Here is a 23925-nt window from a genome sequence, read left to right as displayed (position 1 = left end):
TGCGGCACCGCAGGCTCGGTCTAGCCTCTGGTGAGCGTCACGCCTCGAGTCGAGCCCGAATGGCGGACAACCGTTGGCGCAGTTCCGATTCGGTGATGACACCGCGCTCCAACAGTGAATGCGCGAGCGAGAGGAGCTGATTCTCCGGGTAGGGCAGGTCGGCGTACAGCGTTGCCGAGAGGGCGTCTTCCTCGTCGCGGCGGTCCTTGAAACTGGGGATGTCGGCGTCACAGCCGGCCTGGTCAAGGGCGTCGCACAACCCGTCGAGGCTGGTCTTCCACGGTGGCACCAGGTTCTCGACGCCGTACTTCGCCGCCATCCGCGGCCACACCTGATTGCGTCCGACGATGTCCTGCAGGATTTCGGGGGAACTGTCCATAACCGGCTCCGATCTCACTCGACGGGATGAACGGCGGCGCGGGTAGCGGTGATCACGTTGGTGGTCACTCCCGGCTTCGGCAATGCGACACCGATCAGGCAGTCGCGGGTCAGAATCTCGGTCAGCTGATCCTCGGTCCACCCGTCGGTGCCGGCCGGACGCATCGGCATCACCATGAAGCGGTGCTTCTGATTGGAATCCTGCACCCGGACTTCGACGTCATCGGAGAGGTACAAGCCGAACTCCGAAAGCACCTGTCGCGGCCAACGAACAAGGCGGCGACGGTAATTGGGGGTGCGGTACCACTCCGGTGAATTGCCCAGGATGGGCCGCGGATAACACGAACACAGCGCGCACACGATCACGTTGTGCACTGTCGGGGTGTCTTCCAGAATTTGGAATGCGGTGAAATCGCTGGGCGTGCCGAAACCGGTGGGCTCAAGCCAGTCGACGCCGACCTCTTTGCTCGCCGTCATCGGTTCAGCGAGCGCGAGCGCCTTGAAGTCCGGGTCCAGCCAGGCGCGCGCGACCAGGCGCGCGGCCGGCGTAGGGCCGATCTGCTCGGCGAACTCCGTGAAGCGCCGATGCTCCTCGGCAGTGAAGATGCCCTTCTCGATGCACAATTCGCGCAGGGCGATCTCAAGGACCTCGAAGTCGGTGACCTCATCGACCATGGGCTTGACGGTGCGGTCGTGGTCGTGGTCATGCGGTGTCATGCTCGTCCGTTCGATCAGTGCGCGGCTTGGAGCCAGCGTTCGGGAATCTCGGTCCGCAGGCTGTCGGCGGCCGGTCCGTTGAAGTCATCCCACAGCTCGGCCATGCTGAACCGGACCACGTAGAACCACTCCGGTTTGGCGTCGGGAATATCCCACGTCTCGTCCTCGGGGGCGGGACTTTCGTAGGCCACGGCGTCGATCTGACCGGTGGCGCCGCGCACGTATTCGGGTGTGCGGGTGTAGAACAGCACCGGCAGTTCACGGACGGTGACCGGGTCACCCACCTTGAACTTCGGCTTCCCGGCCTTCCCCGCATACACCTGCGGATCGCCCTTGCCCACCGCATGGACGATGTGGCTGTTGCGTTTGACCGCCGAACCGTCGCCCTCGGACTTGGGCTGGGCGGTCAGCTTTCCGCCGGCCAGGCCGTCGGCGTAGCGCTGCTTGACCTCGGCCATGCGCTCGCTGAGTTCGGTGAGACCGATGTGATGCTTCTCGACCAACACCCGCGCCACCGACAGCAACCAGCGCCCGTAGTAAGGAAAGCCGAGGTAGACCGCGCGGCCGACGTCGACGTTGCCGATCCGCCGTCGTTCCTCGGACAGCCAGATGCCGCGCCAAGCCAGGACTTCGCAGATCACATAGGTCATGTGTTCCCAGTACTCGTAGTCCTTGTTCTCGTACTTCATCGGGACGTCGGGTTCACCGCCGACGTCATGGACGGGTTTGAGGTAGGCGTCGATGCGGGCATGGTCGAGCAGATCCGGCGTCGGAGCATCGGGGAGCTCGGGGTAGGCCGACTTCAACCGCGCGACAAGGTTCAGCTGGGTGGCACGTTCTGCGGAAGTGCTCATGGGTATCCGTTCGCGATCGGGATACGCCGAAAATTACCACCATCGCGGATCGTCGGCAGGGAGATTTGTCGGATCGGCAGGGCGGGTCCGACCACCCGTTAACGCCACACGCAGGCAGAACGCCGACTCTGGTTAACTCGGTGGCGGCTGCCGAACCTTTCGGAGGCCAGGTCACAACAACGAGAGAGGGACGTCATCTTGGCTGTCACCCGGACCCCACTGATTGCGACCGTCGCTGGATTGGCCACCGCAGGCTTGCTGTTCGGCGCCGGCGCCGCAGCGGCTCAACCGCATGGCGGGCTGCTGGATACCACCTGCAGCTACACCCAGTTCCAGGCGGCCGCGCAGCAGCACGCCCCGGATCTCGCTGCCAAGCCGGAGCGCATGGCCAAGTTCGAGAAGGTGCTGAACCTCTCCGTCGAGGAACGCCACGCCAAGGCTGCGGAGATGCGCGCGAAGAAGGCCGACATCAGCCCCGAGAAGCGCGCGGAATGGCAGGAACGCAAGAACTCGCCCGAGGGCCAGGCGAAGATCGCGGCCATGAAGACCGTGCTGGACACCTGCAACCAGTTCTAGGTCCAGGCGCTGATCCGACGGGTGTACTCGTCGGGTGGCATCCGGGGCTGCGCTCCGCGCGAAATCGCAGTCCCGGGTGCAGCTTTCGCCGTAGCTGTCCCGCTGCCCGGCCGGAGTTCCTGGGCTAGCGTGGGGGGATGGGCAGCCCTACTTTCAGTTTGAACAACGGTGTGCAAATCCCGGCTCTGGGCTTCGGCGTCTACCAGGCCACCCCGGAACAGACGGCGGCCGCGGTCGGGCGCGCCTTGGACACCGGCTACCGCCACATCGACACCGCCGCCGCATACGGCAACGAGCGGCAGGTCGGCGAGGCAATCAGCGCCTCCGCGGTGGACCGCGATGACGTCTTCATCGAGACCAAGGTCTGGATCAGCGACTACGGCGTCGACTCGACGCTGCATGCCTTCGAGAAGTCGGCGGGCAAACTCGGCGTCGATGGGCTCGATCTGCTGATCCTGCATCACCCGATGCCCGGCGAGTTCGAGCTGACCATCGCCGCCTATCGGGCCCTGGAAAAGCTGTATGCCGACGGCAAGGTGCGCGCGATCGGTGTCTCCAACTTCACCCCGGCGCACCTGGAACGGCTGCTGGCCGAGACCGACGTGGTGCCGGCGGTCAACCAGATCGAGTTGCACCCGTACTTCCGGCAATCGGACGTGCTGGCCATCGACGATGACCTCGGCATCCTCACCCAAGCCTGGTCGCCGCTCGGCGGGATCACCACCTACTTCGAGGGTTCCCACGGCTCCCCGCTGAAGGATCCGGTGATCACCCGCATTGCCGATGCGCATGCCAAGACACCGGCTCAGGTGGTGCTGCGGTGGCATCTGCAGCAGGGCCGTCAGGTGTTCCCGAAGTCGGTGACCCCCGCCCGGATCGCGGAGAACTTCGATGTCTTCGACTTCGTGCTCACCGATGACCAACTCGGCGGCATCGACGCGCTGGACACCGGCGTCCGCGGCGGCCCGGAGGCCGAGGTGTTCGCGCGCGAGAACTTCGACTTCGAAATCCCCGAGGCCTGAGGTCGATTCGAGGCAGCTGCGGCCTACGGCGCGGAGATCGAAGCCAGGGTATAGACCCGCACCCGGCCCGGATGCTTGGCATCGCACTGGGACAACAGCGGTTCGGAGTGCTCCTCGTTCACGACCACTTCGATGGGACCCGACTCGCCGCGCAGCAGCACTCGTACCTGTCCTTCGCCGCGCTTGACCTCCAGCGGGGCCAGGCTCGAGATACGGTCTCCGCCATGGGCTTCGCGGACGAAATATTGGGCGGCCTGCGCCGGATGCGGCAGCGAAGTGCGTCCGCGGAGGAAGTCGTTGTCCAGCCGGCCGTCGAAATACAGCCGCACCAGACGAGCCGAATCGGTGGTGTCGACGCGCCCGTAACATAAGCCTTCCGGCAGTATCAGCATGGTGGCGGCGAAGCGATCACCGCCCAAGTGTGAACATTCCCAGGTGATTTGGGGATAATCCGCCGCGATTGCCGCGGTGGCGCCACGACCGCGGACCGCGCAGCATTGATCGTGTTTGCCGTGGGCGCAGATGGCGACCAGCGGCTCGGCGGACCGCGTGCCGTCGGATCCGTCGAGGGCCAGCTCCAGGTAGTCGCGTGGATCGTTCACCTCGCCGCGGTACATAGCCTCGCTGCCGACATCGGAGTGCGCGATGAACCAGCGCCATAGCGGCGGGGCCGACCGCCGGCCATGACGGCGTATCGCCGCGATCCGCATGCCGGCCTTCTCGGCTCGCCGCACGATGGCGCGGCCCAGCTCGGGGTCGATCACCGACGGCGACTGGAGGAACGCCGAATGTCCCCACCCGCCGGACAATTCCAGCAACATCCAGGCATGCCCTGCCGACGCCGTGCCGTACATCGGGTCGTTGCGGGCCAGCGACTGATCGCTGCACGGCCGCCGCCGGGCAGCCGTCATTCGTGCGCCACCGGCACCACGACAGCCTCGCGCAGCAGTCGGCGCAGCAATACCGTCGCGTCGGCTCGGTCGAGACCGGGCAACGTGGCGGCGTCGGCGACAAGGCCGCGGTGCAGCGCCCGGAGGGCCTCCGCGCACGAGACCGGAAACGTGATGACGCGGTCCGGTAGCCGCAAGGCGAGCCGTTCGCCGCGGTTTTCAAGAGCTGCGACAAGCCCATGGCGCCACTGCACCGGCGTGCGGGCGGCAGTCCGTGCGGCCGCGAGCGAGGCCAGCGGGCGGACCGGGGCCGGACGGGTCCGCTCGGCGTGCCGTTGGGTCAACCGCGCCGCGGCGCCGGCGCTGAGCGCGGTCGTCTCGTCGCGCAGGGTATCGACCATCTCCGCCATCACTTTCGTCACCGTCGCGAGTGTCTCATCCGGGTCGGTGGGGTCGGCGCCCATCGGCAACGACTCCCGGAACCCGGCATCGTTGACGAGTTGATCGATGACCGCCTGGATGACATCGAGGCGGGTCACCGCCGAAACCCCGAGGGTGAGATGGATCGACGTGCTCTGCAGGGCCAGGGCGGAATGCACCCAGCCCCGCGGCAGATACAGCGCATCGCCGGCAGCGAGCACCGTGTCGATCACCGGTTCGTCGGTGACCCGCTGCTCGATCGCCGCTCGGTGCCGGGTCCACGGCTGGGACGGCAGGGGGTGGGCGTGCACCGGCTCGTGCACGATCCAGCGCTTCTCCCCGGCTGTCTGCAGCACGAACACGTCGTGGACGTCGTAGTGCGGATCGAACCCGCGGCTGCTCGGCGGCGTGATGTAGGCGTTTGCCTGCACCGGATGGCCCAGATCGTCGACGGCGCGCCGGACGAATTCGATCAGCGGTGGCCACAACCGGTGCAGGCCTTGCAGCACTATCGTTGCGCCGCCGGCGAACTGGGCGAGCACTTTGGCCGAGTCCACCTGGTCGGCGATCTCCGCGCCGAAGCCGGCCGACCCGAGATAGCAATCCCGGGCCAGCACGTCGCCGTCCTTGGCCAGGCGGAGAAACGGCGCGCGCACTCCGCGCTCGGCGATCAACTCGTCGACCGCCTCGGAGGAGAGCAGGTCGCCGAAGTCGCGGGGCAGCTCACTGGCCCTACTGAGCAGTGGCTTGCGATCCCAGTGCTCGGCGGCGAAAGTGTGCGCGTCGGTGGCGATGCAGCGGCTCAGCATCGCGAAGCGGTCAGGCGGTCCCGTCGGCGCCGCCGTCTTGGCCCTCGGGGTTGGAACCGCCGTCGGCGGTGCCCTCGCCCGTATCCGCGGAACCGTCGGCGCCGCCGTCGTGGCCTTCGGGGTTGGAGCCGCCGTCAGCGGTGCCTTCGCCGCCGCCTTCGCCCGGGGTGGTGGTGATGTCGTCGTCGTCGAGTGCCATGGCTGATCCTTTCGTCGGTGCCGCACCCGCAACTGCTGCGAGTCGCTACTTGCGTGGTGCGTGCGCTGCAGTATTGCCACGAGATGCAGGAACGAAACCCCCGCTGATCCCTTCGGTGTGGCACAAGGGCGCGTCTTAGCGCCTAGGGTTGGGTCTGAATCGACGGAGGCTCACATTGGATCCGGATTTTCCGCTATGGCTGCGCAGCACCCACCTGATCAACTTCCTGCTGATGGGCATCGTGGTGCGCAGCGGCTGGGAGATCATCGCCTCGCTGCCGCGGCTGTGGTGGCGCAACGACTGCAAGCCGGGCACCGAATGGATCAAGTTCACCCGACGCAAGATTCCGCAGGAGGAGGGCGTTTACACCTCGCTGATGGACGAGCGCACGGCGAGTCCGCTGCTGACGTTGCCGGGTCGCAAGAACGTCGGGCTGGGACGACACTGGCACGGGCTCGGAGCAACCCTGTGGCTGCTCAACGGCATCGTCTACGTGGTGTTGTTGTTCGCGACCGGGCTGTGGCGCCGGATCGTCCCGACCTCATGGGACGTGATCGGAGAAGCGCTGGACTCGCTGCGGATCTACCTCGGCTTCGGGGTGCCGTCGATCGAGCACTTCCAGCCGTATGACGCGCTGCAGATGCTCGCCTACACCGGTGTCGTCTTCATCCTGGCGCCGGTCATGATCCTGACCGGCATCGCGATGTCGCCGGCCGTGCGGTCCCGCTTTCCGTGGTACGTGAAGATATGGGGTGGGCACCAGGGGGCGCGTTCGATTCACTTCCTCGGCATGGTGGCGATGATCGTCTTCATCGTGATGCACGTGGGCCTGGTGTTTCTCGTCCATCCCGAATACAACTTGCCGCACATGGTTTTCGGCGTCACCGACCCGAGCCGCTACGCGCAGGCCTTCACCATTGTCCTCGCGACCATCGTGGTGGCAGTAGGGTTTTGGATCGCACTGAGCTATCTCACGCTCGCCGACCGGGTACGCGCGCAGAAGTGGTTGGTCGCGCTCACCGAACCGGTACGGAAAGCAGGGTTGGGCTGGATGAAGCCCAGGATGGGACGCCAACGCGCCTACACCGAGAAGGACATCTCCGAATACCACTGGACAAACGGCCTGCCACCGACGGCGGACGAGTCCACCGAGTGGCTCGCGCACCGCGACAACGACTTCCGGGACTGGCGGCTTGCGGTCGGCGGCGAGTTGAGCGGCAGGAAACTGCAATTGAGCATGGCGGAGCTGCGCGCACTTCCAAAGACCGAATACATTGCGGTCCACTCCTGCATGCAGGGCTGGACCGCCACCTCGAAGTGGGGCGGGGTGCGACTGCGCGACGTTTTGGCGCTGCTCGGACCGCGTCCGGACGACGCGAACTACGTGATCGTGACCTCGCATGGTTTGGCCCAGGAGATGATCGACCATCGCGCGCGCGAACCGTTCTATGCGGTGCTCTCGCTGGATCTGGTCGCCGAGGACGACACAATCCTGGCCTATGAGCGCAACGACGGCCCACTGGAAGTCCATCTCGGCGCGCCGCTGCGGCTGCGCGTCGAATCGAATCACGGATACAAGATGGTCAAATGGATCAAATCCATCGAATGGATCTCCGACTACGCCGATTACGGCGACGGCCGCGGCGGAACCCGCGAGGACGCCGCCCTGCAAGCGTTCAACGGCCGAATTTGAGTAGACCGGATCTGACGAGGAGCGTCGCATGATCAGCACCAGCTACCGGGTGGGCGGCATGGTGACCGCTGCGGACGCACGCGCGGTCAAGGACAGCCTCAGCGCCGTCCCCGGCATCGGTGCGGTAGCCACCGAGATCATGCCTGGTGGCGAGTCGACGCTGATTCTCAAGCACAAGGAAGACATCGCGTTGGATCGAGCGGTGATCGAGGCGGCCGTGCGTAAGGCCGGCCGCTACACGCTCGAATGAGGGGGCCGATGCGTACTGCCGATGACGGGCGTTCCAGCGAATCGACCGAACAGGAGCCCGACCACCGATTCACCCTGGCGAATGAGCGCACCTTTCTGGCGTGGATTCGCACGGCACTGGCGTTGATCGCCGGGGGGATCGCAGTTGTCCAGTTCGCGCCGTCCTTCGGGATTCCGGGCGTGCGGCTTGGGCTCAGTGTGGCGCTGACCGCCATTGGTGGACTGCTGGCCGCGTTGGCAGTGCACCGCTGGCAACGCGTGCAGACCGCGATGCGCCGCGGCGACGAACTGCCGGCCACCCGCGTGCCGTTACTGCTCGGCGGCGCGATCTTCGTCGTCACGGTGGTCGTGCTGGTGGTGCTGGTCATCTGGCCGCCGGAGTAGTGCGATGTCCCAAGCCCCCGAGAAACCTGGTCTTCCCGCCGAGCGCACCCTGTTGTCCTGGGAGAGAGCCTCTTTCGGTTTCTTGGTGGGCGGTGCGTTGGTGTTGCTCCGGCAGCACGGCCCGCTTGGCCCCGGGCGGTCCGTGTTGGCGCTCGTGGCAACCCTGCTGGCGCTGCTCGTGCTGGCCCTCGGCTATCGGCGCTCGCGAGAAATCAGAGACAGCCCCGTCATCGCGGACCGGCTCGTGATCGCGGCTCCGCGTACGGAGGTGCTGCTCATCGGCGGTGCCACGAGCGGCTTCGCCGTGGCGGTCCTGCTGGCGCTCCTGTACGCGCCGTGACCGCTAGCGCACGAGGCCCAAGTTCTCGGCCTGCTCGAAGGAGTCATCGACGAGGACGACGGTACGGCCGGGGTGGTCGATCATCGAGGCGGCAATCGAGGCGCGATAGCCCGAACCGCAGTGGACCCACACTTCACCGCCGGGAACCTCGCCGATGCGCTTGCTGAGTTCATGCAGCGGGATGTTGATTGCGCCGGGGATGTGTCCGTCGTCGTACTCACCGCTCTGGCGGACGTCGAGGACGGTGGATTGGCGCTCATCGTCGACCTCGGCGAGATCGGCGAAGTCCGCGACTCGGTAGGACCGCAGCACGGCGCTTCCCGCCAGCGTGTGAATGTCGCCGACGGCGGCCCCCGCGAGATCATCAACCCCGATTCGCACGAGTTCGCGTCGCGCGTCGGCGATTTGGTACATATCCTCGCCGATCAGGGTCAATGGCGAACCCCAGGAGTGCAGCCAGCCGAGGTAGGTGACAAAGGAGTCCGACAGCTCGAAACCCAGGGAGCCGCCGAGGTGCCCGGCCGCAAAGGCGGTGCGGGTGCGCAGATCGACCACCCACTCGCCGGCGTCGATGCGCCGACGGAGTTCGGCCGGATCCACCGGTTGCGGCAGCGACAGATCGACCGGGGCCGGCCCCTGCGCGTTGATGACCCCCATGTGCGCGTAGTACGCAGGATAGGCTCCCAGCCCCGCGATGAGTTCGTCGACGTAGGTCTGCTCGTCCTGGGTCAGCGCCGGGTTGGTCCGGCGCTCATCGGCGATGGTGGACGAGTCACCGCTGGCCGGCGTCGCGGAGCAGAAGCTGCCGAAGCCATGCGTCGGATAGATCGGGGTGTCGTCGGGAAGTTCGGCCACGAGACGGCGCACCGAGTGAAACTGTGCGTGGGTGAGTTCCTCGGTGTGCTCGGCGCCCAGCAAGTCGGTGCGCCCGGTTGTCCCGTGCAGCATCGACCCGCCGGTGAACACCCCGGCCACGGAGTCAGCGGCGTCGCGCACGACGTAACTGACGTGGTGATGGGTGTGGCCGGGAGTGTGCAGCACGTGCAGTTTGATGGGCCCGGCATCGATGACGTCTCCGTCGATCACAGCGCGCCGCTGATAGCCCACCTCGTCGCCGGCGGGAACCACGTACTCGGCACCGGTGTTCCGGGCGAGTTCCAAGCCACCGGTCACGTAGTCGTTGTGCAGGTGGGTCTCCAGAACATGGGTGATCCGCACCCCGAGTGCGTCGGCCAGGTTGAGCACCCGGTCGATGTCGCGTTGCGGATCGACCACGGCGCCGATGCCGTCGGCGCTGACGAGGTAGCTGCGGTCACCGAGCCCGGAGGTCTCGATGATGGCGACCTGAACTTCGCCGTCCATTACCGGTTGTCTGCGGACTGCAGAGCCTCGATCGCCGCTCGCAGCTTGGCCGCGGCTTCGTCGGCGACCTCGCGCAACCCCGGCTGATCGGACACCTGAACCATGATCTGTGGGTCCATCGCGTCGACGATCACCCCGTCGGCACCGGAGGCGGTGTCAGCGCGCACGGTGACGTTGCAGGGCAGCAACAGACCGATTTGGCGGTCCGCGTTGACCGCGCGGTGCGCCAACGGCGGGTTGCAGGCCCCCAGGATCAGGTAATCCTCCATGTCCTCGCCCAGCTTGGCCTTTAACGTGGCCTTCATGTCGATCTCGGTCAATATCCCGAAACCCTGATCTGCCAATGCCTTACGAGTTCTCTGTACCGCGTCCTCGAACGTGGTTTGCAGCGTCGTCGACAATGCGTAACTCATCGTGCCTCCAATAACTCGTTCAGTGCAGCCCGGGTCAGGCCAAGGCCAAGAACAACTTCTCGAGTTCGGCCTCGGTCATTGGCTGCTGGCCCTCGGCGGCCTCTCCGGTCATGCATTCCCGCAATCCGGTCGCAACAATCTTGAATCCGGCCCTGTCCAAGGCTTTGGACACCGCCGCCAGTTGCGTCACGACGTCCTTACAGTCGCGCCCCTGCTCGATCATCGAGATGACCCCGGTCAGCTGTCCCTGGGCTCTGCGCAGCCTGTTGAGCACCGCGACAATCGCGTCCTCGTCACCAACCATGGCATTGCTCCTCTCTACGAACGATATAGCCATAGTACCCGCGGGGGTATTCCATCTGCGGTTCATGCCGCCGCCGTAGCCCGGGGGCGGGCTCTGGTGAGGCGGCGCAGGGGGCAGTGCGCGTACCGGGCGCAGGCGAAGGACAACGTCGCGGCGATCGCGGTCAATGCCGCGGCGGCGATGCCCACCGTCAGATGGATCTCCTGTGCCAGGATGACCGAGGACATCGCGAGCACGAACCATCCGAAGGTCTTCCGCAGCATGTCGGGGTTGACCAGCGCCGTCAGGCGGGTGCCGACGAGACTCCCGAGTACCGCCGCGGCGGTCACCGCCAGCGCCACCGACCAGTTGATCTGGACGCTGGACAGATAGCCGCCCAGGCCGGCGAACGACTTCATCCCGATGACAATCAGCGACGTGCCCACCGCAACGGGCATCGGCAATCCGCCGAGCAGTGCCAGGGCGGGCACCACCAGGAATCCGCCGCCGGCACCGACCAGGCCGGTGACCAGGCCCACCACCAGGCCCTCGGCCACGATCTTGGGCACCGGCAGGCGATGACCGTTCTCGGCGGGTTTGACGTTCTTGCGTCCGCGCAACATGGCCACGGCGGTGGCGATCATCATCACCGCGAAGCCGATCAGCAGGACGGTGCCCGGGATGAAGCGGGCCAGGATGCCGCCGGCGTAGGCGCCGGCCATGCCCGCGGCGCCGAAGATCAGACCGGTGCGCCATTGCACCCGGCCGGCCCTTGCGTGCGAGACGGCGCCGACCAGGCTGGTGACGCCCACCACCAGCAGCGAGGTGGCGATGGCCTCCTTGGCGTCCATGCCGGCCACATAGGCCAGCAGCGGGACGGTCAGGATGGAACCGCCACCGCCGAGTAGTCCCAGGGCGATGCCGACGAAGACGGCCAGCCCGATGGCGAGGCCGATCATGATCCGCAGCTCGCCTTCGGTGTCGGTCCGACGAGCTTGGAGACGACGGTCTGCGCATCGCAGGTGGCGCCGCGGTTGTAGGGCAGCTTGGACAGCATCATGCCCATGGCGCAGGTGTTCGACAGCGCCGCAAAGGTCAGTCCGCCGCCGACGGCACCGGCCACCCACTTGAGCTTCGGTGCGGCGAGGCTACCCAGGATGCTGGACAGCACGATCGAGCCGGCGACCAGGCGAACCTGACGCTCGAGGTCCCAGCGCTGGGCACCGCGGTTGACCGCGAACCCCTTGGCCTCCCAGGCGGTGATGCCGCCGTCGAGAATGTGGACGTTGCACAGCCCGGCGCTGCGCAGCGTCTCCTCCGCCTGGGTCGCCCGCTGCCCGGACCGGCAGACCAGCACCACGTCCTCATCGAGGTGGCGGATGATCTCGTCGCGGTGTTCCCGCAACAGGTCCAGCGGCACGTTGTAGGCGCCGGCGATGTGGGCGGTCTCGAACTCGCCCGGAGTGCGCACGTCAAGGATCCGGGGCGGCGTGGTCGAGCCGAGCATGTCCTTGAGGGTCTGCGAGTCGATGGTGGCCGGTGCGGTCATGGCGTTTCCTTTCGGTGCTGCGTATGGGTGCGGGCTTTGCGACCATATACGCCAGGGGGTATATTACGGATCATGTTACACATACCCCCAGGGGTAAAAGCAAGCGGGAATTTATATACCCCCTAGGGTACTTGACATACCCGTAGGGGTATAGGCACAGTAGCTGACAGAAGGCCCACCCGCCCCCGACCGAAAGGACCTCGGAAATGAAGTTCACCCAGTACTACCTGGACTGCCTCTCCCACGCGTCGTACCTGATCGCCGACGAAACCACCGGACGCGCAGTCGTTGTCGACCCGCAGCGCGACGTCGCCGAGTACCTGGCCGACGCGCAGGCGCACGGCTACACGATCGAGCTCATCATCGAGACGCACTTCCACGCCGACTTCCTGTCCGGACACCTGGAGCTGGCCAAGGCCACCGGCGCCAAGATCGTGTACTCCGATATCGCCGAGACTGAGTTCGAATCGATGGGCGTCGCCGACGGCGAGCGCTACTCGCTGGGGGAGGTGACCCTGGAGTTCCGGCACACCCCGGGACATACCCCCGAGTCGCTGAGCATCGTGGTCTACGAGCACGCCGGCGACGAGGTCCCCTACGGAGTGCTGACCGGCGACGCGCTGTTCATCGGTGACGTCGGCCGGCCGGACCTGCTGGCTTCGATCGGGTTCACCCGCGAAGAGCTGGCCGACAAGCTGTACGACTCGCTGCACAACAAGCTGATGACGCTGCCCGACGCCACCCGGGTCTACCCGGCCCACGGCGCAGGCTCGGCCTGCGGCAAGAACCTGTCCACCGAACTGTGGTCGACGATGGGGGAGCAGAAGGAGACCAATTACGCGCTGCGCGCCCCGGACAAGGCCACCTTCATGGAGCTGGTCACCGAAGGCCAGCCACCCGCGCCGAGCTACTTCGTCTACGACGCGATTCTCAACCGCAAGGACCGGGAGCTGCTGGACGAGACCAAGATGCCGACCGCGATGACCTACGAGCAGGTCCGCGCCGCGATGGCCGCGGGTGCGGTCCTGGTCGACGGCCGCAACCCCGAGGAGTTCGCCCTGGGGCATCTGCGCGGCGCTGTCAACATCGGTCTCGAGGGCCGGTACGCCGAGTTCGCGGGGTCGGTGGTGCCCACCGATGTCGACATCGTGCTGTTCACCGAGCCGGGGCAGGAAATGGAGGGTAAGACCCGGCTGGCCCGGATCGGCTTCGACCGGGTGATCGGCTACCTGGAGCGCCCGTTCGAAGCGATGTTCGAACATCAGGGCGACGTCCAGATCGCCTCCCGGTTGACGGCCAAGGCCTTCGATCAGCGCGTCGCAGAGCTGGGCGACCTGCAGATCGTCGACGTGCGCAACCCCGGCGAGGTCGCCGCGGGGACCGTCCCGAACGCGATAGCGATCCCGGTGGGTCAGCTGCCGTCCCGGCTGGCTGAGCTCGATCCCGCCCGACCGACGGTCGTGTACTGCGCCGGCGGCTATCGGTCCTCGGTGGCCGCAAGCCTGTTGCGGCGCAACGGGTTCGTCGATGTCAGCGACATCCTGGGCGGCTTCGGCGCCTGGGAAGAATCCCGGCAGAACGCCTGAGCCGGCGAATCAGGAAAGGAACAGGAGAACAGCATGACTCTCGCAAAACATCAGATCCTGGTCGTGGGCGGCGGCACAGCCGGCATCTCGGTGGCCGCCCGCCTGCTGCGGCGGGGCTACTCCGACGTCGCGGTCATCGAACCGTCCGACACGCACTACTACCAACCGCTGTGGACACTGGTCGGCGGCGGTCAGGCCAAGGCGTCGACGACGGCACGGCCCGAGGCCTCGGTGATGCCCAAGGGGGCCACCTGGATCAAGAATGCCGCGGCCACGGTCGACCCGGACAACAACACCGTCACCTGTGCCGACGGGGCGGACTACGAGTACGACGTACTCGTGGTCTGCCCCGGCATCCAGCTGGACTGGAACCGCACCGAGGGATTGTCGGACGCACTCGGCAAGGACGGGGTGTCGTCGAACTACCGGTTCGACCTCGCACCCCGCACCTGGGAGTTCATCCGCAATGTGCGGTCGGGTACCGCGGTGTTCGCCATGCCGTCCGGTCCGATCAAATGTGCTGGGGCGCCGCAGAAGATCGCCTACCTGGCCAGTGACTACTGGCGGTCCCAGGGCGTACTCAAGGACATCGACGTGCACCTGGTGGTACCTACGCCGCGCCTGTTCGGCATCCCGGCGATTGCCGACAACCTCGATGCCGTCGCTGCCGACTACGGCATCACCGTGCACACCAACGCGGAGGTGACCGCCATCGATGCCGCCGCCCACAAGGTGGGTGTGACCGCGTGCGGGGACAGTGGATCCGACTTCATGCTGCCCTACGACGTGTTGCACGCCGTGCCCCGCCAGTCGGCGCCGGACTGGATCAAGTCCAGCCCGCTGTCCACCGCTGACGCGGGCGGCTACGTGGAGATCGACAAGCACACCATGCAGCACGTGCGCTACCCCAACGTGTTCAGCCTCGGGGATGTCGGCTCGTCCCCGAACTCGAAAACCGGGGCGGCGATCCGCAAGCAGGCACCGGCCGTGGTCGACAACATCGACTCGATGCTGAAGGGGCGGCCGCTGACCGCCGCCTACAACGGCTACGGCTCGTGTCCCATCGTCACTTCCTCGGAAGCAATGCTGTTGGCCGAGTTCGACTACGACCTGAATCTGACGCCGTCGTTTCCGCTGCTCGACCCCACCAAGCCGCACCGCGGCTACTGGTACCTCAAGAAGTACGGCCTGCCGTTCATGTACTGGAACCTGATGCTCAAGGGCTTGGCCTAGGAGCGCCCAACGAAAGGGGATGCAGAAATGACCACCAAGAGCTTGACCTACGACAACTTCGAGTCCACCATTACCAGTAATCCGATTGTGCTTGTGGACTTCTGGGCATCCTGGTGCGGCCCCTGCCGCGCCTTCGGTCCGGTCTTCGAACGGTCCTCGGCGGCCCATCCCGACGTGGTGCACGCCAAGGTGGATACCCAGGCCGAGCGTGACCTGGCGGCCACCCTGGACATTCGCTCGATCCCCACCGTGATGGCCTTCCGCGACGGGGTGCTGGTGTACAGCCAGCCCGGGGCGATGCCGCCGGCGGCACTCGAGGACTTGATCGTTCGCGTGAAGGCGCTCGATATGGACGATGTCCACGCCAAGATCGCCGCCCGGAGGGCTGAGGAGTCGGCGAAGGCCTGAGTACGCCCCGCGCCCGCCCACGACATGCCAATCTGGCTGGGCGTGGGCGGGCCGAAGCTCGGCACATCCACCGTCATCCGCGAGATTGCGTTCGTGGCTTCGGGGTTGAACTCACGGCGAAGATGTAGCCGACTTACCGCCACCATCACAATCTCGTCGCCATGATGGCAATCTCAACGAGTTCGATGCCATCGGGGCGCTGTGAAACCGCAACGCCTCACCAAGCGGGACGAAGCGCAGCCTCGACGGCGTCCGCAGCCGCGACAGCGCCGCCGGCGGCCTCGATCTCGCCTCGCATCCAGGCCAGGCGTTCGCCCATCCGTGCATCGGAAACCACGGAATCGATGGCGTCCCATAGCTGTTCGGCCGTGATGCCAACCGGTGCGAGCTGCCGGCCGAGACCGAGTTCGACGAGGCGGTCGGCGTTCGCGCGTTGCTCGGCCATCTGCGGGACGGCGATCATCGGCACCTGATGCGCCAGGCCTTCCAGCACCCCACCCATGCCGGCATGCGTGACGAACGCCGAAGCATGGCGTAGGACGGCGAGCTGCGGAACCTGCTCGTGCACTTCAACATTGGACGGTAGGGGCCCGAGGGCGTCCGACCCGACCGCGTCGCCCACCGCCAGCACCACCTGCCATGGCCGACCGGCCGCGGATTCGACGACCATGCGGAAGAATTCGGGCCGGTCGTTGTATCCCGTGCCCAATGACACCAACAGCACCGGCGCCGAACTCGGCGGATGCCAGTCGCCTTGGAACCGCCGGTCGGTCAGTACCGGACCCACGAAGCGGTAACCCTCGCCGAAGGTGTCGCCAGCGGGCTGGAACGCGCGAGGCACCGTGACGATGCGATCTGCTGCGCCCGCGCCCCGGAAGAATCCACCGACGTCGCGCAGCCCCTCCCGGCGCAGAAAGCGGGCCAGCCGCAGCAGCACGATGAGAAACCGTGGATGCAGCGGATTGAGCTTGGCGTACCGCCTCATGTTCCAATGTCGGTTGTTGACAAAGTTCGGCCAGGTTTCCACCGCGGGCACACCCCACCGGTGAACGAGGATTCGACCCCACCACACCAGCGGTCCGTCGTGAACCACCAACTCGGGCACGGGGATGTCACCGAGCTGCTCGACCATGGCCGTGGTCTCGTCGAGCAGCAGCGACGTCGCGCGGATCAGTTCCGCCCCGTGCATCTGCGGCAGTCCGTCTCGCGGCATGGATTCCCAGGTGGAGGCCACCGGAATGTAGGTTGCCCCGGTCTCGACGATGCGTTGTTCAAACATCCGCGGCGCGGCGTAGGAGACGCCGTGGCCGCGGCGGACCAGCTCGGCGGCGATGCCGAGCGTCGGATTCACGTGCCCGGGCCCCAGGGGCCCTAAGAACAAGATGGTGGCGGGGCTCATTGCCGTCCCGAGCCGCCCGCGTCGACCATCCGGATGACCGGTTCGCCCGCCTCATCCGAGGCGGCCAGGTCCACCTCGACGTCGAATCCCCAGTCGTGGTCGCCGGCCGGGTCGTCCAGAATCTGCCGCACCCGCCAGACGTCGGGCCGTCGGTCGAAGATCAGCAACGCCGGCCCGCGGGCGTCCGCGGCGGTGCCCACCTCGTCGTGTTCGGCGAAGTAGGCGTCGATGACCTCGGCCCACCGCTCGGCGGTCCAGCCGGATCCGGCGTCGAGTTCGCCTAGGTCGTAGCTGTAACCGCGGGCGAACAACTCCACCCGCCGGAACAGCGCGTTGCGCACCATCGCGGTGAACGCGCGTTCGTTGCCGGTCAGCGGTCGCGGGCGCGCGGGCACCGACAGGGGCACCTCGTGCGGCTGATCCGGGCTGGTGAGCTGTTCCCATTCATCCAGCAGACTCGAGTCGACCTGGCGCACCAGCTCGCCGAGCCATTCGACGATGTCGGTGACCTCCTCGGTGCGGGCGCCCGCGGGCACCCCGGAGCGCAGCGCCTTGAAGGCATCAGACAGATAGCGCAGCACCGCACCCTCGGAGCGGGTCAGCCCGTACACGCTGACGAACTCGCGGAAGGTGAAGGCCCGCTCCCACATTTCCCGGACGACGGATTTGGGGGACAGGTGCGCATCGGCGGCCCACGGGTTGCTTTGCAGGTACAGCTCGTAAGTGTGCTGCAGCAGCTCTTCCAGCGGCTTGGGATACGTCACGTCGTCGAGCAGTTCCATCCGCTCGTCGTATTCGATGCCGTCGGCCTTCATCTCCGCGATGGCCTCCCCGCGCGCCTTCTTCAGCTGCGCGGACAGGATCTGCCGCGGGTCCTCTAGCGTCGCCTCGATCACCGAAACCACGTCCAGCGCATAGGTTTCCGACTCGGGATCAAGCACTTCCACCGCGGCCAGGGCGAAGGTCGACAGCGGTTGGTTGAGCGCGAAGTCGGCAGGCAGATCCACCGTGAGCCGATACCGGCGACCATCGGCCTCCGGCTGGTCGAGGCGCTCCATGACGCCGGCCTGCAGCAGCGAGCGGGCGATGCCGACGGCCGCCCGGATGTGCTGGAGTTGGCGTTTGCGCGGCTCGTGATTGTCGGTCAGCAGCCGGCGCATCGCGACGAACGGGTCGCCGGGGCGGTCGACCACATCGAGGATCATCGCCGTCGATACCCGCATGTTGCTGGTCAACGGCTCCGGCGTGGCATCGATCAGCCGCGTCATCGTCGATTCGCTCCACGGCACCATGCCCTCGGGCACCTTGCGGCGCACCAGCTTTCGGCGCTTCTTCGGGTCGTCGGCGACCTTCGCGAACTGCTTGAGGTTCTCCACCTCGTGGTCGGGGGCCTGGACGACGACGGTGCCGGCGGTGTCGTAGCCGGCGCGGCCGGCCCGCCCGGCGATCTGGTGAAACTCGCGGGCGCTGAGCAACCGGGTCCGGACTCCGTCGTACTTCGACAGCGCCGAGAACACCACGGTCCGGATCGGCACGTTGATGCCGACGCCCAGGGTGTCGGTGCCGCAGATGACCTTGAGCAGACCGGCCTGCGCCAGCTGCTCGACCAGCCGCCGGTACTTGGGCAGCATGCCGGCGTGGTGCACCCCGATGCCGTGCCGCACCAGCCGGGACAGCGTCGAGCCGAACGCCGTCGAAAAACGGAAGGAACCGATTTGCTCGGCGATCGCCTTCTTGTCGTCCTTCGTGCTGACGTTCACGCTCATCAACGCCTGCGCCCGCTCCAGCGCCGAGGCCTGGGTGAAGTGCACGACGTAGATCGGTGCCTGTTTGGTCTCGAGTAGCTCGCCGATGGTCTCGTGCATCGGCGTGGTCGCATAGCTGTAGAACAGCGGGACCGGGCGCTCGGCGCCGGCAACCAGCGCCGTGGGCCGACCGGTGCGGCGGGTGAGGTCGTCGCGCAGGAACGTGACGTCGCCCAGGGTGGCCGACATCAGCAGGAACTGCGCCTTCGGCAGCTCCAACAGCGGCACCTGCCAGGCCCAGCCGCGGTCCGGGTCGCCGTAGAAGTGGAACTCGTCCATGACCACCAGGCCGATGTCGGCGGCTGCGCCCTCCCGCAGCGCGATGTTGGCCAGCACTTCGGCCGTGCAGGTGATGATCGGGGCCGACGCGTTGACCGCGGCGTCGCCGGTGAGCATCCCGACGTTGGCCGCGCCGAACACCTCGCACAGGGCGAAGAACTTCTCCGAGACCAACGCCTTGATGGGGGCGGTGTAGTAACTGCGTCGCTGCGCGGCCAGCGCCGCGTAGAGCGCCCCGGTGGCCACCAGCGACTTGCCCGAACCGGTGGGCGTCGCCAACACCACATTCGACCCGCTGACCAGCTCGATCAGCGCCTCTTCCTGTGCCGGATACAGCGTGGTCCCGCTGTCCTCGGCCCAGGCGGCGAAGGACGCGAACAGTTCGTCGGGGTCGGCGCCGCGGGCGCGCAGGGCCGACAGATCGCTGGGATCGTCGAGGAGGGGCGCTGCGGTCGACTGGGACATGTTGACCCCCAGCCTGCCTGACTAGGGCAGGACGGTGCGCATCAACATCACGTTGTAGGCCGACCACAGCGACAGGTTGTAGTACAACTCCTTGCCGGTGGACCACGGATGCAGCAGTGGGGCGTAGATGCCGCCGGGGATCTCCGCCGACGACGCCAGCCGATGCTCGGGGCTCCACGGGCCCTGCGGCGCCGGGGCCGTCCGCATCACGACATCGTTGCTGGCTCCGTTGCAGTACAGCACCAGGTACTGCTTGAGATAGGTGTTGTACTGCGCCGACATCTCGCCCACCGGACCCGGGATCACCGGCGTCGCGGCCGCCGGGTTGCCGGGGACCCAGGCACCGTTGTCGGAATTCCAGTACTCGTAACGGGCCAGGTCCGGCACCAGGCTGGGTGCCACTCGCGCCACATACGCCGAACCGCTTCGCCCGTTGGGTGTACCGAAGGTGTACAGGTAGGGATCACCCGGCCCGGGCTTGAGGAACGCTCCCATCTGGAAGTTCTGGTGTCCCGCCGCGGGGGTGCGGATGGTGCCCGGGAACACGCCCCAGTTCTCGCCGTTGTCCTTGGACACCGCGATCGCGGAGTAGTTCGTGGACCACGACCCCGGGCTGTCCCAATTCCGGATCGACATGAAGTTGAGGTATTGGTGTCCGCCGACGGCGACGCCGGAGGTCGGGATGATGCCCGTCTCTTCCTTCGTCCGGCCGATGGTGTTGATGATCTGCTTGGAGATGCCGGGTCGCCACACTGGTGAGCCCGAATACCTGTTGCCGACAACGCCGTTGGGCACCGCGACGGTCTTCGACAACGAGCCGTCCTGACTGCGGAACAACGCGTTGTACCGCCACTGCTTGCCGGGAATGCCGCAATAGCCGTTGGTGTCGCCGAAGGCCATGAGCACCTGGCGGTTGGCGGGATCGCCGTTGTCCCACATGATCCCGAGATCGGTTCCGGTGATGGCGAAGCGCTTGATGGTGTCGTTGGGGCTGTCGGGCCCGGTGACCCAGCCCACGATCGAGGTGCCCGGGGGAGCGGACGGTACCGGTTGCGCGGCCGCCGATGCCGGTGGCGTGGCCGCCGGCGCGGGTGCCGCCGGGGCCTGCTGGTTGGCCCGGGGGTTGGGGACCGGCGCCACCGCCGCCTGCTGCTGCACCTGCGCGGACTTGGGAACCAGGGCTTTGAGGATCGCCAACGGAAGCTGACCCAACTTGGGCAGCGGCGCCGACTCGTTGGCGCCCGGCGGCTTGTGCCCGATCGGGCGCTGAAGTGGTGCGATCGCCGACGGACTCGGAATCTGGACGGCCTGCTCGGGAAGGGGTTGGGCGGCGGCGGCAGCGCCGGTGCAGGGTTCGGCGACCGCCGCGGGCGCGACGCCGATGGCCACGCAAAGGCCGATCACGGCCGTCGTGGCCATCGCGGTTCGTTGACGCGGCGACATGTCACAACCTCTCGGGGGACGGGGACGCGGCGAGGACGTCAACAGTTAGCTGCTGTGACGCTAGTGATGGATGGGGTGGTTGTGATCTGTGCTGCGCGATAGATGCGGACCCGTGACCGTGTCGAGACCCGGCAGGGGGGCCGTCCTATGGTCAAGCGGTGACCATCAGCTACGACGATGCGCTGCGGGCGCGGTTCTCCGAACACCTGGCGCGCCACGAACGCCGCGTCCTGACCGATCCGACGAAGCGGCACGCGGCCGTCGCCGTCGTGATCGTCGATTCCGAGATCGGCGAGGACCGGGTGGATCCGGCGCCGGTGGACGATTGGAACGCCGGTCGTCCGCTGCCGGAGATGGGTCTGGACGGCCGCATGGTCGGAGTCTCCGGCGGGGCGTCTTTTCTGCTGTGCCGCAGGGCATCCCGACTTTCCTCGCACGCCGCTCAGTGGGCGCTTCCCGGCGGGCGGGTGGACCCGGGCGAAACCGTACCCGAAGCGGCGCTGCGGGAACTGGACGAAGAGGTGGGCATCGGGCTGCCCGAGTCCACGGTGCTGGGCTTGCTGGACGACTACCCGACCCGGTCCGGCTACGTCATCACCCCGGTGGTGATCTGGGGCGGCGGCCGGCTTGATCCCCGGCCCGCGCCCGACGAGGTGGTGGCCGCCTACCGGGTCGGGCTGCATAATCTGCTCCGCGAGGATTCGCCGCGGTTCATCACGATCCCGGAGAGCCCGCGCCCGGTGGTACAAGTCCCGCTGGGCAACGATCTCATCCACGCGCCCACCGGCGCGGTGCTGTTGCAGTTGCGGTGGCTGTGCCTGGAGGGCCGTCATGACCCGGTGGCCGACCTGGAACAGCCCGTATTCGCCTGGAAGTAGCCGTGCGAATAGCCCGAGTTTCGACCGGATTCGCAGTGCAGCCCCGGTAGCCTGCGACGGGTGAAGCGGAAACACGTGCTCATCGCCGGCGCCGCCGTCCTGCTGACGGTGTCCGGGTGCGCCTCCACCGCCGAGCTGGACGTCGACCAGACCACCACCACCACCGCAGCGGCGCCACCCGCGCCGGCGGCGAATCCGCCGTCGACGACCGGGTTCGCCGACGTCGTCGAGCGGGTCAGCCCCAGCGTGGTGACCGTGCAACTCGAGGGCGGGGTGGGCAGCGGAGTCGTCCTGCGACCCGACGTCATCGTCACGAACGCGCACGTGGTCGGCCGGGCCCGCGAGGTCATGATCGGCTACGCCGACGGCGTCAGCTCACCCGGACAGGTGCTGGCCACCGACGCGGTGACCGATCTGGCCGTGGTGCGGACCGAGCGTCGGAATCTTCCGGTACCGGAGTACCGCAGCGAACTGCCCCGCCCCGGCGATGTCGCGATCGCCATCGGCAGTCCGCTCGGGTTCGAGAACACGGTCACCGCGGGCGTCATCTCGGGCCTGAACCGCAACATCCCCGGTTCCGCCGTGGAGAGCGCATCGCTGGTGGATCTCATCCAGACCGACGCGTCGATCTCGCCGGGCAACTCCGGGGGCGCGCTGCTCGACGCCGACGGGCGGGTGGTGGGCATCAACGAGGCCTACATTCCGCCGGCAGCCGGGGCGGTGTCGCTGGGCTTCGCGATCCCGACCGCCACCGTCCTCGACGTCACCGAGCAGTTGCTCGCCAACGGCCGGGCCTCCCACCCGTATCTCGGCGTCACCACCAGCCGGCTCACGCCGGCCATCCGGGAGCGCCTCGGCGTGCAGGTCAGCGGCGGCGCCCTGGTACGCGGCGTGGAGGCCGGGAGCCCGGCCGCCGTTGCGGGCGCCCGGCCCGGCGACGTGATCGTGGATCTCGCGGGAACCCAGGTGCAGGACGTGGAGGACCTGTTGGGCGCCCTGCGCCGCACCCAACCGGGCCAGGAGCAGCCGATGGTCGTCGCGCGCGGTGGCGAGCGGGTGAACCTGACGGTGCGGATCGGATCGCGGGAAGGCTAGGGCCGCACCTCGAAGACGTTGTTGAACGGGGTGTTGGCGGCCAACCGGAACCGGGTGAACCCGGCTTGGGTCACCACGTCCTTGATCCGGGCCGGACCCGCCTGGGTGCCCAGCGCCAGGCCGACGGGCTGCGCCAACGACGCCGGGGTGCACAGCAAGGTGGAGAACCCGTAGTAGGCACGGCCGATCGGGTTGAGGTTGTCCTCGACGCGGTCTCCGGCGGCGGGTTCGACGATCATCCAGGTTCCGTCCGCGGCGATGATCTCGCGGATGCGACGGGCGGCCCCCACCGGATCGCCCGTGTCGTGCAGGCAGTCGAACATGGTGACCAGGTCGTAGGGTCCACCGTCGACGGTCGACACATCGGTGGCCTGGAAGCTGATCCGTGCTGCGGGCGCGGCCTCGGCGGCGCGCTGCCGTGCCGTCTCGATCGACTCCCGGTGGGAATCCACTCCGAGAAATGTCGACGCCGGAAACACTTGGGCCATCAGGATTGTCGACGACCCGTGTCCACACCCGATATCGACGACCGCGGCTCCGGCGGCCAACTTGGACACGACACCGTCCAGTGCCGGTAGCCACTCGCTGACCAGGTGGGCGTTGTAGGTGGGGCGGAAGAACCGCTCACATCCGATGTGCACGTCGCTGCTGTGATCGCCCCAGGCGACCCCGTCCCCGGTGCGCGCGGCGGCGACGATCCTGGCCGCGTCGCTGGCGGTGCCAAGGGCGATCTGGAACAGCCCGCCGACGAATGCGGGACTGGTCTCATCCGTGAGGGCCACAGCCTGCTCGGGCGGCAGGTGGTAGCGACCGGTGTCGGGTTCGTAGGCGACGAAGGAACCCGCGGCCTGAGCGTTGAGCCATTCCCGGGCGTAGTGCTCCTCGGTTCCGGTGCGTTGGGCCAATTCGGCGGGCGTGCTGGCGCCGTGCTCGGCCAGGCTGCGGTAGTAGCCGAGGCGGTCTCCCATCACGACCAGCGCGCAGTTCAGGGCCGCTCCGGCCTCCTCCACCGCGCGGAAGACGAAGGCCATCAGCTTGTCGGTATCGACCGCGGGTGCGGCATCTTGTGTGGTCATCGGACTGTCCCCCGGTAAGTCGCCGGCATCGGCCACCGGCGTTGCATTTATCGTGGGCGCCCGTCCGGGCCGGAGCAATGGGGTATTTGCCCTATTTTCAAACCGCCCGGACGAGCGCCC

Annotated in this window: 26 protein-coding genes; 11 read left to right on the top strand and 15 right to left on the bottom strand. The window is 67.2% G+C overall.

Features of this window, described 5'->3' with window-relative positions; all coding sequences use genetic code 11:
• Nucleotides 1-37 precede the first annotated feature (37 nt).
• Genes RCP80_RS24090 through RCP80_RS24080 form a run of 3 tightly spaced genes read right to left on the bottom strand, consistent with a single transcriptional unit; the run spans nt 38 to nt 1949 of the window.
• Entirely contained in the window at nt 38-379 is a 342-nt protein-coding gene (locus RCP80_RS24090; protein ID WP_308480083.1) for a thiocyanate hydrolase, read from the bottom strand.
• A 14-nt stretch (nt 380-393) separates the two neighbouring features.
• Nucleotides 394-1095 (bottom strand): thiocyanate hydrolase subunit gamma, encoded by a 702-nt coding sequence (scnC, locus tag RCP80_RS24085; RefSeq protein ID WP_308480082.1) that lies wholly within the window; start codon nt 1093-1095, stop codon nt 394-396.
• Between the two features lie 14 nt (nt 1096-1109).
• Nucleotides 1110-1949, bottom strand: a complete 840-nt coding sequence (locus tag RCP80_RS24080; RefSeq protein ID WP_308480081.1) for an SH3-like domain-containing protein — start codon at nt 1947-1949, stop codon at nt 1110-1112.
• A 198-nt stretch (nt 1950-2147) separates the two neighbouring features.
• Here RCP80_RS24080 and RCP80_RS24075 point away from each other — a divergent pair, with 198 nt between their 5' ends.
• Both RCP80_RS24075 and RCP80_RS24070 read left to right on the top strand, forming a co-directional pair.
• Nucleotides 2148-2525 carry a hypothetical protein gene (locus RCP80_RS24075; RefSeq protein ID WP_308480080.1) on the top strand — a complete coding sequence of 126 codons (378 nt, stop codon included), beginning with the start codon at nt 2148-2150 and terminating at the stop codon, nt 2523-2525.
• A 137-nt stretch (nt 2526-2662) separates the two neighbouring features.
• Nucleotides 2663-3547 carry an aldo/keto reductase gene (locus RCP80_RS24070; RefSeq protein ID WP_308480079.1) on the top strand — a complete coding sequence of 295 codons (885 nt, stop codon included), beginning with the start codon at nt 2663-2665 and terminating at the stop codon, nt 3545-3547.
• Between the two features lie 23 nt (nt 3548-3570).
• Here RCP80_RS24070 and RCP80_RS24065 read toward each other — a convergent pair whose 3' ends face one another.
• From RCP80_RS24065 to RCP80_RS24055, 3 genes are read right to left on the bottom strand one after another with little or no spacing between them, the layout of a single operon-like run.
• Nucleotides 3571-4458 carry a ferredoxin family protein gene (locus RCP80_RS24065; RefSeq protein WP_308480078.1) on the bottom strand — a complete coding sequence of 296 codons (888 nt, stop codon included), beginning with the start codon at nt 4456-4458 and terminating at the stop codon, nt 3571-3573.
• A complete protein-coding gene (locus RCP80_RS24060) occupies nt 4455-5666 on the bottom strand; it encodes a cupin domain-containing protein (RefSeq protein ID WP_308480077.1) in 1212 nt (403 codons plus the stop codon). The genes RCP80_RS24065 and RCP80_RS24060 overlap by 4 nt, the downstream gene beginning before the upstream one ends.
• A 10-nt stretch (nt 5667-5676) precedes the next feature.
• Nucleotides 5677-5865: a hypothetical protein gene (locus tag RCP80_RS24055; protein ID WP_308480076.1), complete on the bottom strand. Its 189-nt coding sequence runs from the start codon at nt 5863-5865 to the stop codon at nt 5677-5679.
• Between the two features lie 175 nt (nt 5866-6040).
• Here RCP80_RS24055 and RCP80_RS24050 point away from each other — a divergent pair, with 175 nt between their 5' ends.
• Genes RCP80_RS24050 through RCP80_RS24035 form a run of 4 tightly spaced genes read left to right on the top strand, consistent with a single transcriptional unit; the run spans nt 6041 to nt 8531 of the window.
• Nucleotides 6041-7558: a molybdopterin-dependent oxidoreductase gene (locus RCP80_RS24050; protein WP_308480075.1), complete on the top strand. Its 1518-nt coding sequence runs from the start codon at nt 6041-6043 to the stop codon at nt 7556-7558.
• A 28-nt stretch (nt 7559-7586) separates the two neighbouring features.
• Nucleotides 7587-7808 carry a hypothetical protein gene (locus RCP80_RS24045; RefSeq protein ID WP_308480074.1) on the top strand — a complete coding sequence of 74 codons (222 nt, stop codon included), beginning with the start codon at nt 7587-7589 and terminating at the stop codon, nt 7806-7808.
• 8 nt (nt 7809-7816) lie between these two features.
• Nucleotides 7817-8191 (top strand): YidH family protein, encoded by a 375-nt coding sequence (locus RCP80_RS24040; RefSeq protein WP_308480073.1) that lies wholly within the window; start codon nt 7817-7819, stop codon nt 8189-8191.
• 4 nt (nt 8192-8195) lie between these two features.
• Nucleotides 8196-8531, top strand: coding sequence for a DUF202 domain-containing protein (locus RCP80_RS24035; RefSeq protein ID WP_308480072.1), 336 nt, complete (start codon nt 8196-8198; stop codon nt 8529-8531).
• Between the two features lie 3 nt (nt 8532-8534).
• Here RCP80_RS24035 and RCP80_RS24030 read toward each other — a convergent pair whose 3' ends face one another.
• The 5 genes from RCP80_RS24030 to RCP80_RS24010 all read right to left on the bottom strand — a co-directional run bounded on the left by RCP80_RS24030 (nt 8535) and on the right by RCP80_RS24010 (nt 12138).
• The gene (locus RCP80_RS24030; protein WP_308480071.1) at nt 8535-9893 is read right to left on the bottom strand and encodes an MBL fold metallo-hydrolase; all 1359 of its coding nucleotides are present in this window, start codon (nt 9891-9893) and stop codon (nt 8535-8537) included.
• A complete protein-coding gene (locus tag RCP80_RS24025; protein ID WP_308480070.1) occupies nt 9893-10306 on the bottom strand; it encodes a DUF302 domain-containing protein in 414 nt (137 codons plus the stop codon). Before RCP80_RS24025 ends, RCP80_RS24030 begins: the two co-directional genes overlap by 1 nt.
• A 34-nt stretch (nt 10307-10340) precedes the next feature.
• On the bottom strand, nt 10341-10610 hold the full coding sequence (locus RCP80_RS24020) for a metal-sensitive transcriptional regulator (RefSeq protein WP_308480069.1): 270 nt from the start codon (nt 10608-10610) through the stop codon (nt 10341-10343).
• Between the two features lie 62 nt (nt 10611-10672).
• Nucleotides 10673-11548: a sulfite exporter TauE/SafE family protein gene (locus RCP80_RS24015; protein ID WP_308480068.1), complete on the bottom strand. Its 876-nt coding sequence runs from the start codon at nt 11546-11548 to the stop codon at nt 10673-10675.
• On the bottom strand, nt 11545-12138 hold the full coding sequence (locus RCP80_RS24010; RefSeq protein ID WP_308480067.1) for a rhodanese-like domain-containing protein: 594 nt from the start codon (nt 12136-12138) through the stop codon (nt 11545-11547). The genes RCP80_RS24015 and RCP80_RS24010 overlap by 4 nt, the downstream gene beginning before the upstream one ends.
• Before the next feature lie 206 nt (nt 12139-12344).
• On the opposite strand from RCP80_RS24010, the gene RCP80_RS24005 reads away from it, so the two are divergent.
• Genes RCP80_RS24005 through trxA form a run of 3 tightly spaced genes read left to right on the top strand, consistent with a single transcriptional unit; the run spans nt 12345 to nt 15365 of the window.
• The gene (locus RCP80_RS24005) at nt 12345-13724 is read left to right on the top strand and encodes an MBL fold metallo-hydrolase (RefSeq protein ID WP_308480066.1); all 1380 of its coding nucleotides are present in this window, start codon (nt 12345-12347) and stop codon (nt 13722-13724) included.
• A 33-nt stretch (nt 13725-13757) separates the two neighbouring features.
• Nucleotides 13758-14957: an NAD(P)/FAD-dependent oxidoreductase gene (locus RCP80_RS24000; RefSeq protein ID WP_308480065.1), complete on the top strand. Its 1200-nt coding sequence runs from the start codon at nt 13758-13760 to the stop codon at nt 14955-14957.
• Nucleotides 14958-14984: 27 nt separating this feature from the next.
• Nucleotides 14985-15365, top strand: coding sequence for a thioredoxin (gene trxA / locus RCP80_RS23995; RefSeq protein ID WP_308480064.1), 381 nt, complete (start codon nt 14985-14987; stop codon nt 15363-15365).
• 217 nt (nt 15366-15582) lie between these two features.
• On the opposite strand, the gene RCP80_RS23990 is transcribed toward trxA, so the two are convergent.
• Genes RCP80_RS23990 through RCP80_RS23980 form a run of 3 tightly spaced genes read right to left on the bottom strand, consistent with a single transcriptional unit; the run spans nt 15583 to nt 20756 of the window.
• Nucleotides 15583-16716 (bottom strand): macrolide family glycosyltransferase, encoded by a 1134-nt coding sequence (locus RCP80_RS23990; RefSeq protein WP_308480063.1) that lies wholly within the window; start codon nt 16714-16716, stop codon nt 15583-15585.
• 44 nt (nt 16717-16760) lie between these two features.
• A complete protein-coding gene (locus tag RCP80_RS23985) occupies nt 16761-19313 on the bottom strand; it encodes a DEAD/DEAH box helicase (RefSeq protein WP_308480062.1) in 2553 nt (850 codons plus the stop codon).
• A gap of 21 nt (nt 19314-19334) precedes the next feature.
• A complete protein-coding gene (locus tag RCP80_RS23980) occupies nt 19335-20756 on the bottom strand; it encodes a glycoside hydrolase family 183 protein (protein WP_373693404.1) in 1422 nt (473 codons plus the stop codon).
• Between the two features lie 158 nt (nt 20757-20914).
• On the opposite strand from RCP80_RS23980, the gene RCP80_RS23975 reads away from it, so the two are divergent.
• A complete protein-coding gene (locus RCP80_RS23975) occupies nt 20915-21634 on the top strand; it encodes an NUDIX hydrolase (RefSeq protein ID WP_308480060.1) in 720 nt (239 codons plus the stop codon).
• 60 nt (nt 21635-21694) lie between these two features.
• A complete protein-coding gene (locus tag RCP80_RS23970) occupies nt 21695-22729 on the top strand; it encodes a S1C family serine protease (RefSeq protein ID WP_308480059.1) in 1035 nt (344 codons plus the stop codon).
• Here RCP80_RS23970 and RCP80_RS23965 read toward each other — a convergent pair.
• Entirely contained in the window at nt 22726-23805 is a 1080-nt protein-coding gene (locus RCP80_RS23965) for a class I SAM-dependent methyltransferase (protein ID WP_308480058.1), read from the bottom strand. The genes RCP80_RS23970 and RCP80_RS23965 overlap by 4 nt on opposite strands.
• Nucleotides 23806-23925: the final 120 nt, after the last annotated feature.

Source organism: Mycolicibacterium sp. MU0053, assembly GCF_963378095.1.
Taxonomy (GTDB): Bacteria; Actinomycetota; Actinomycetes; order Mycobacteriales; family Mycobacteriaceae; genus Mycobacterium; species Mycobacterium burgundiense.
This window is presented reverse-complemented; position numbering and strand designations above follow the sequence as displayed.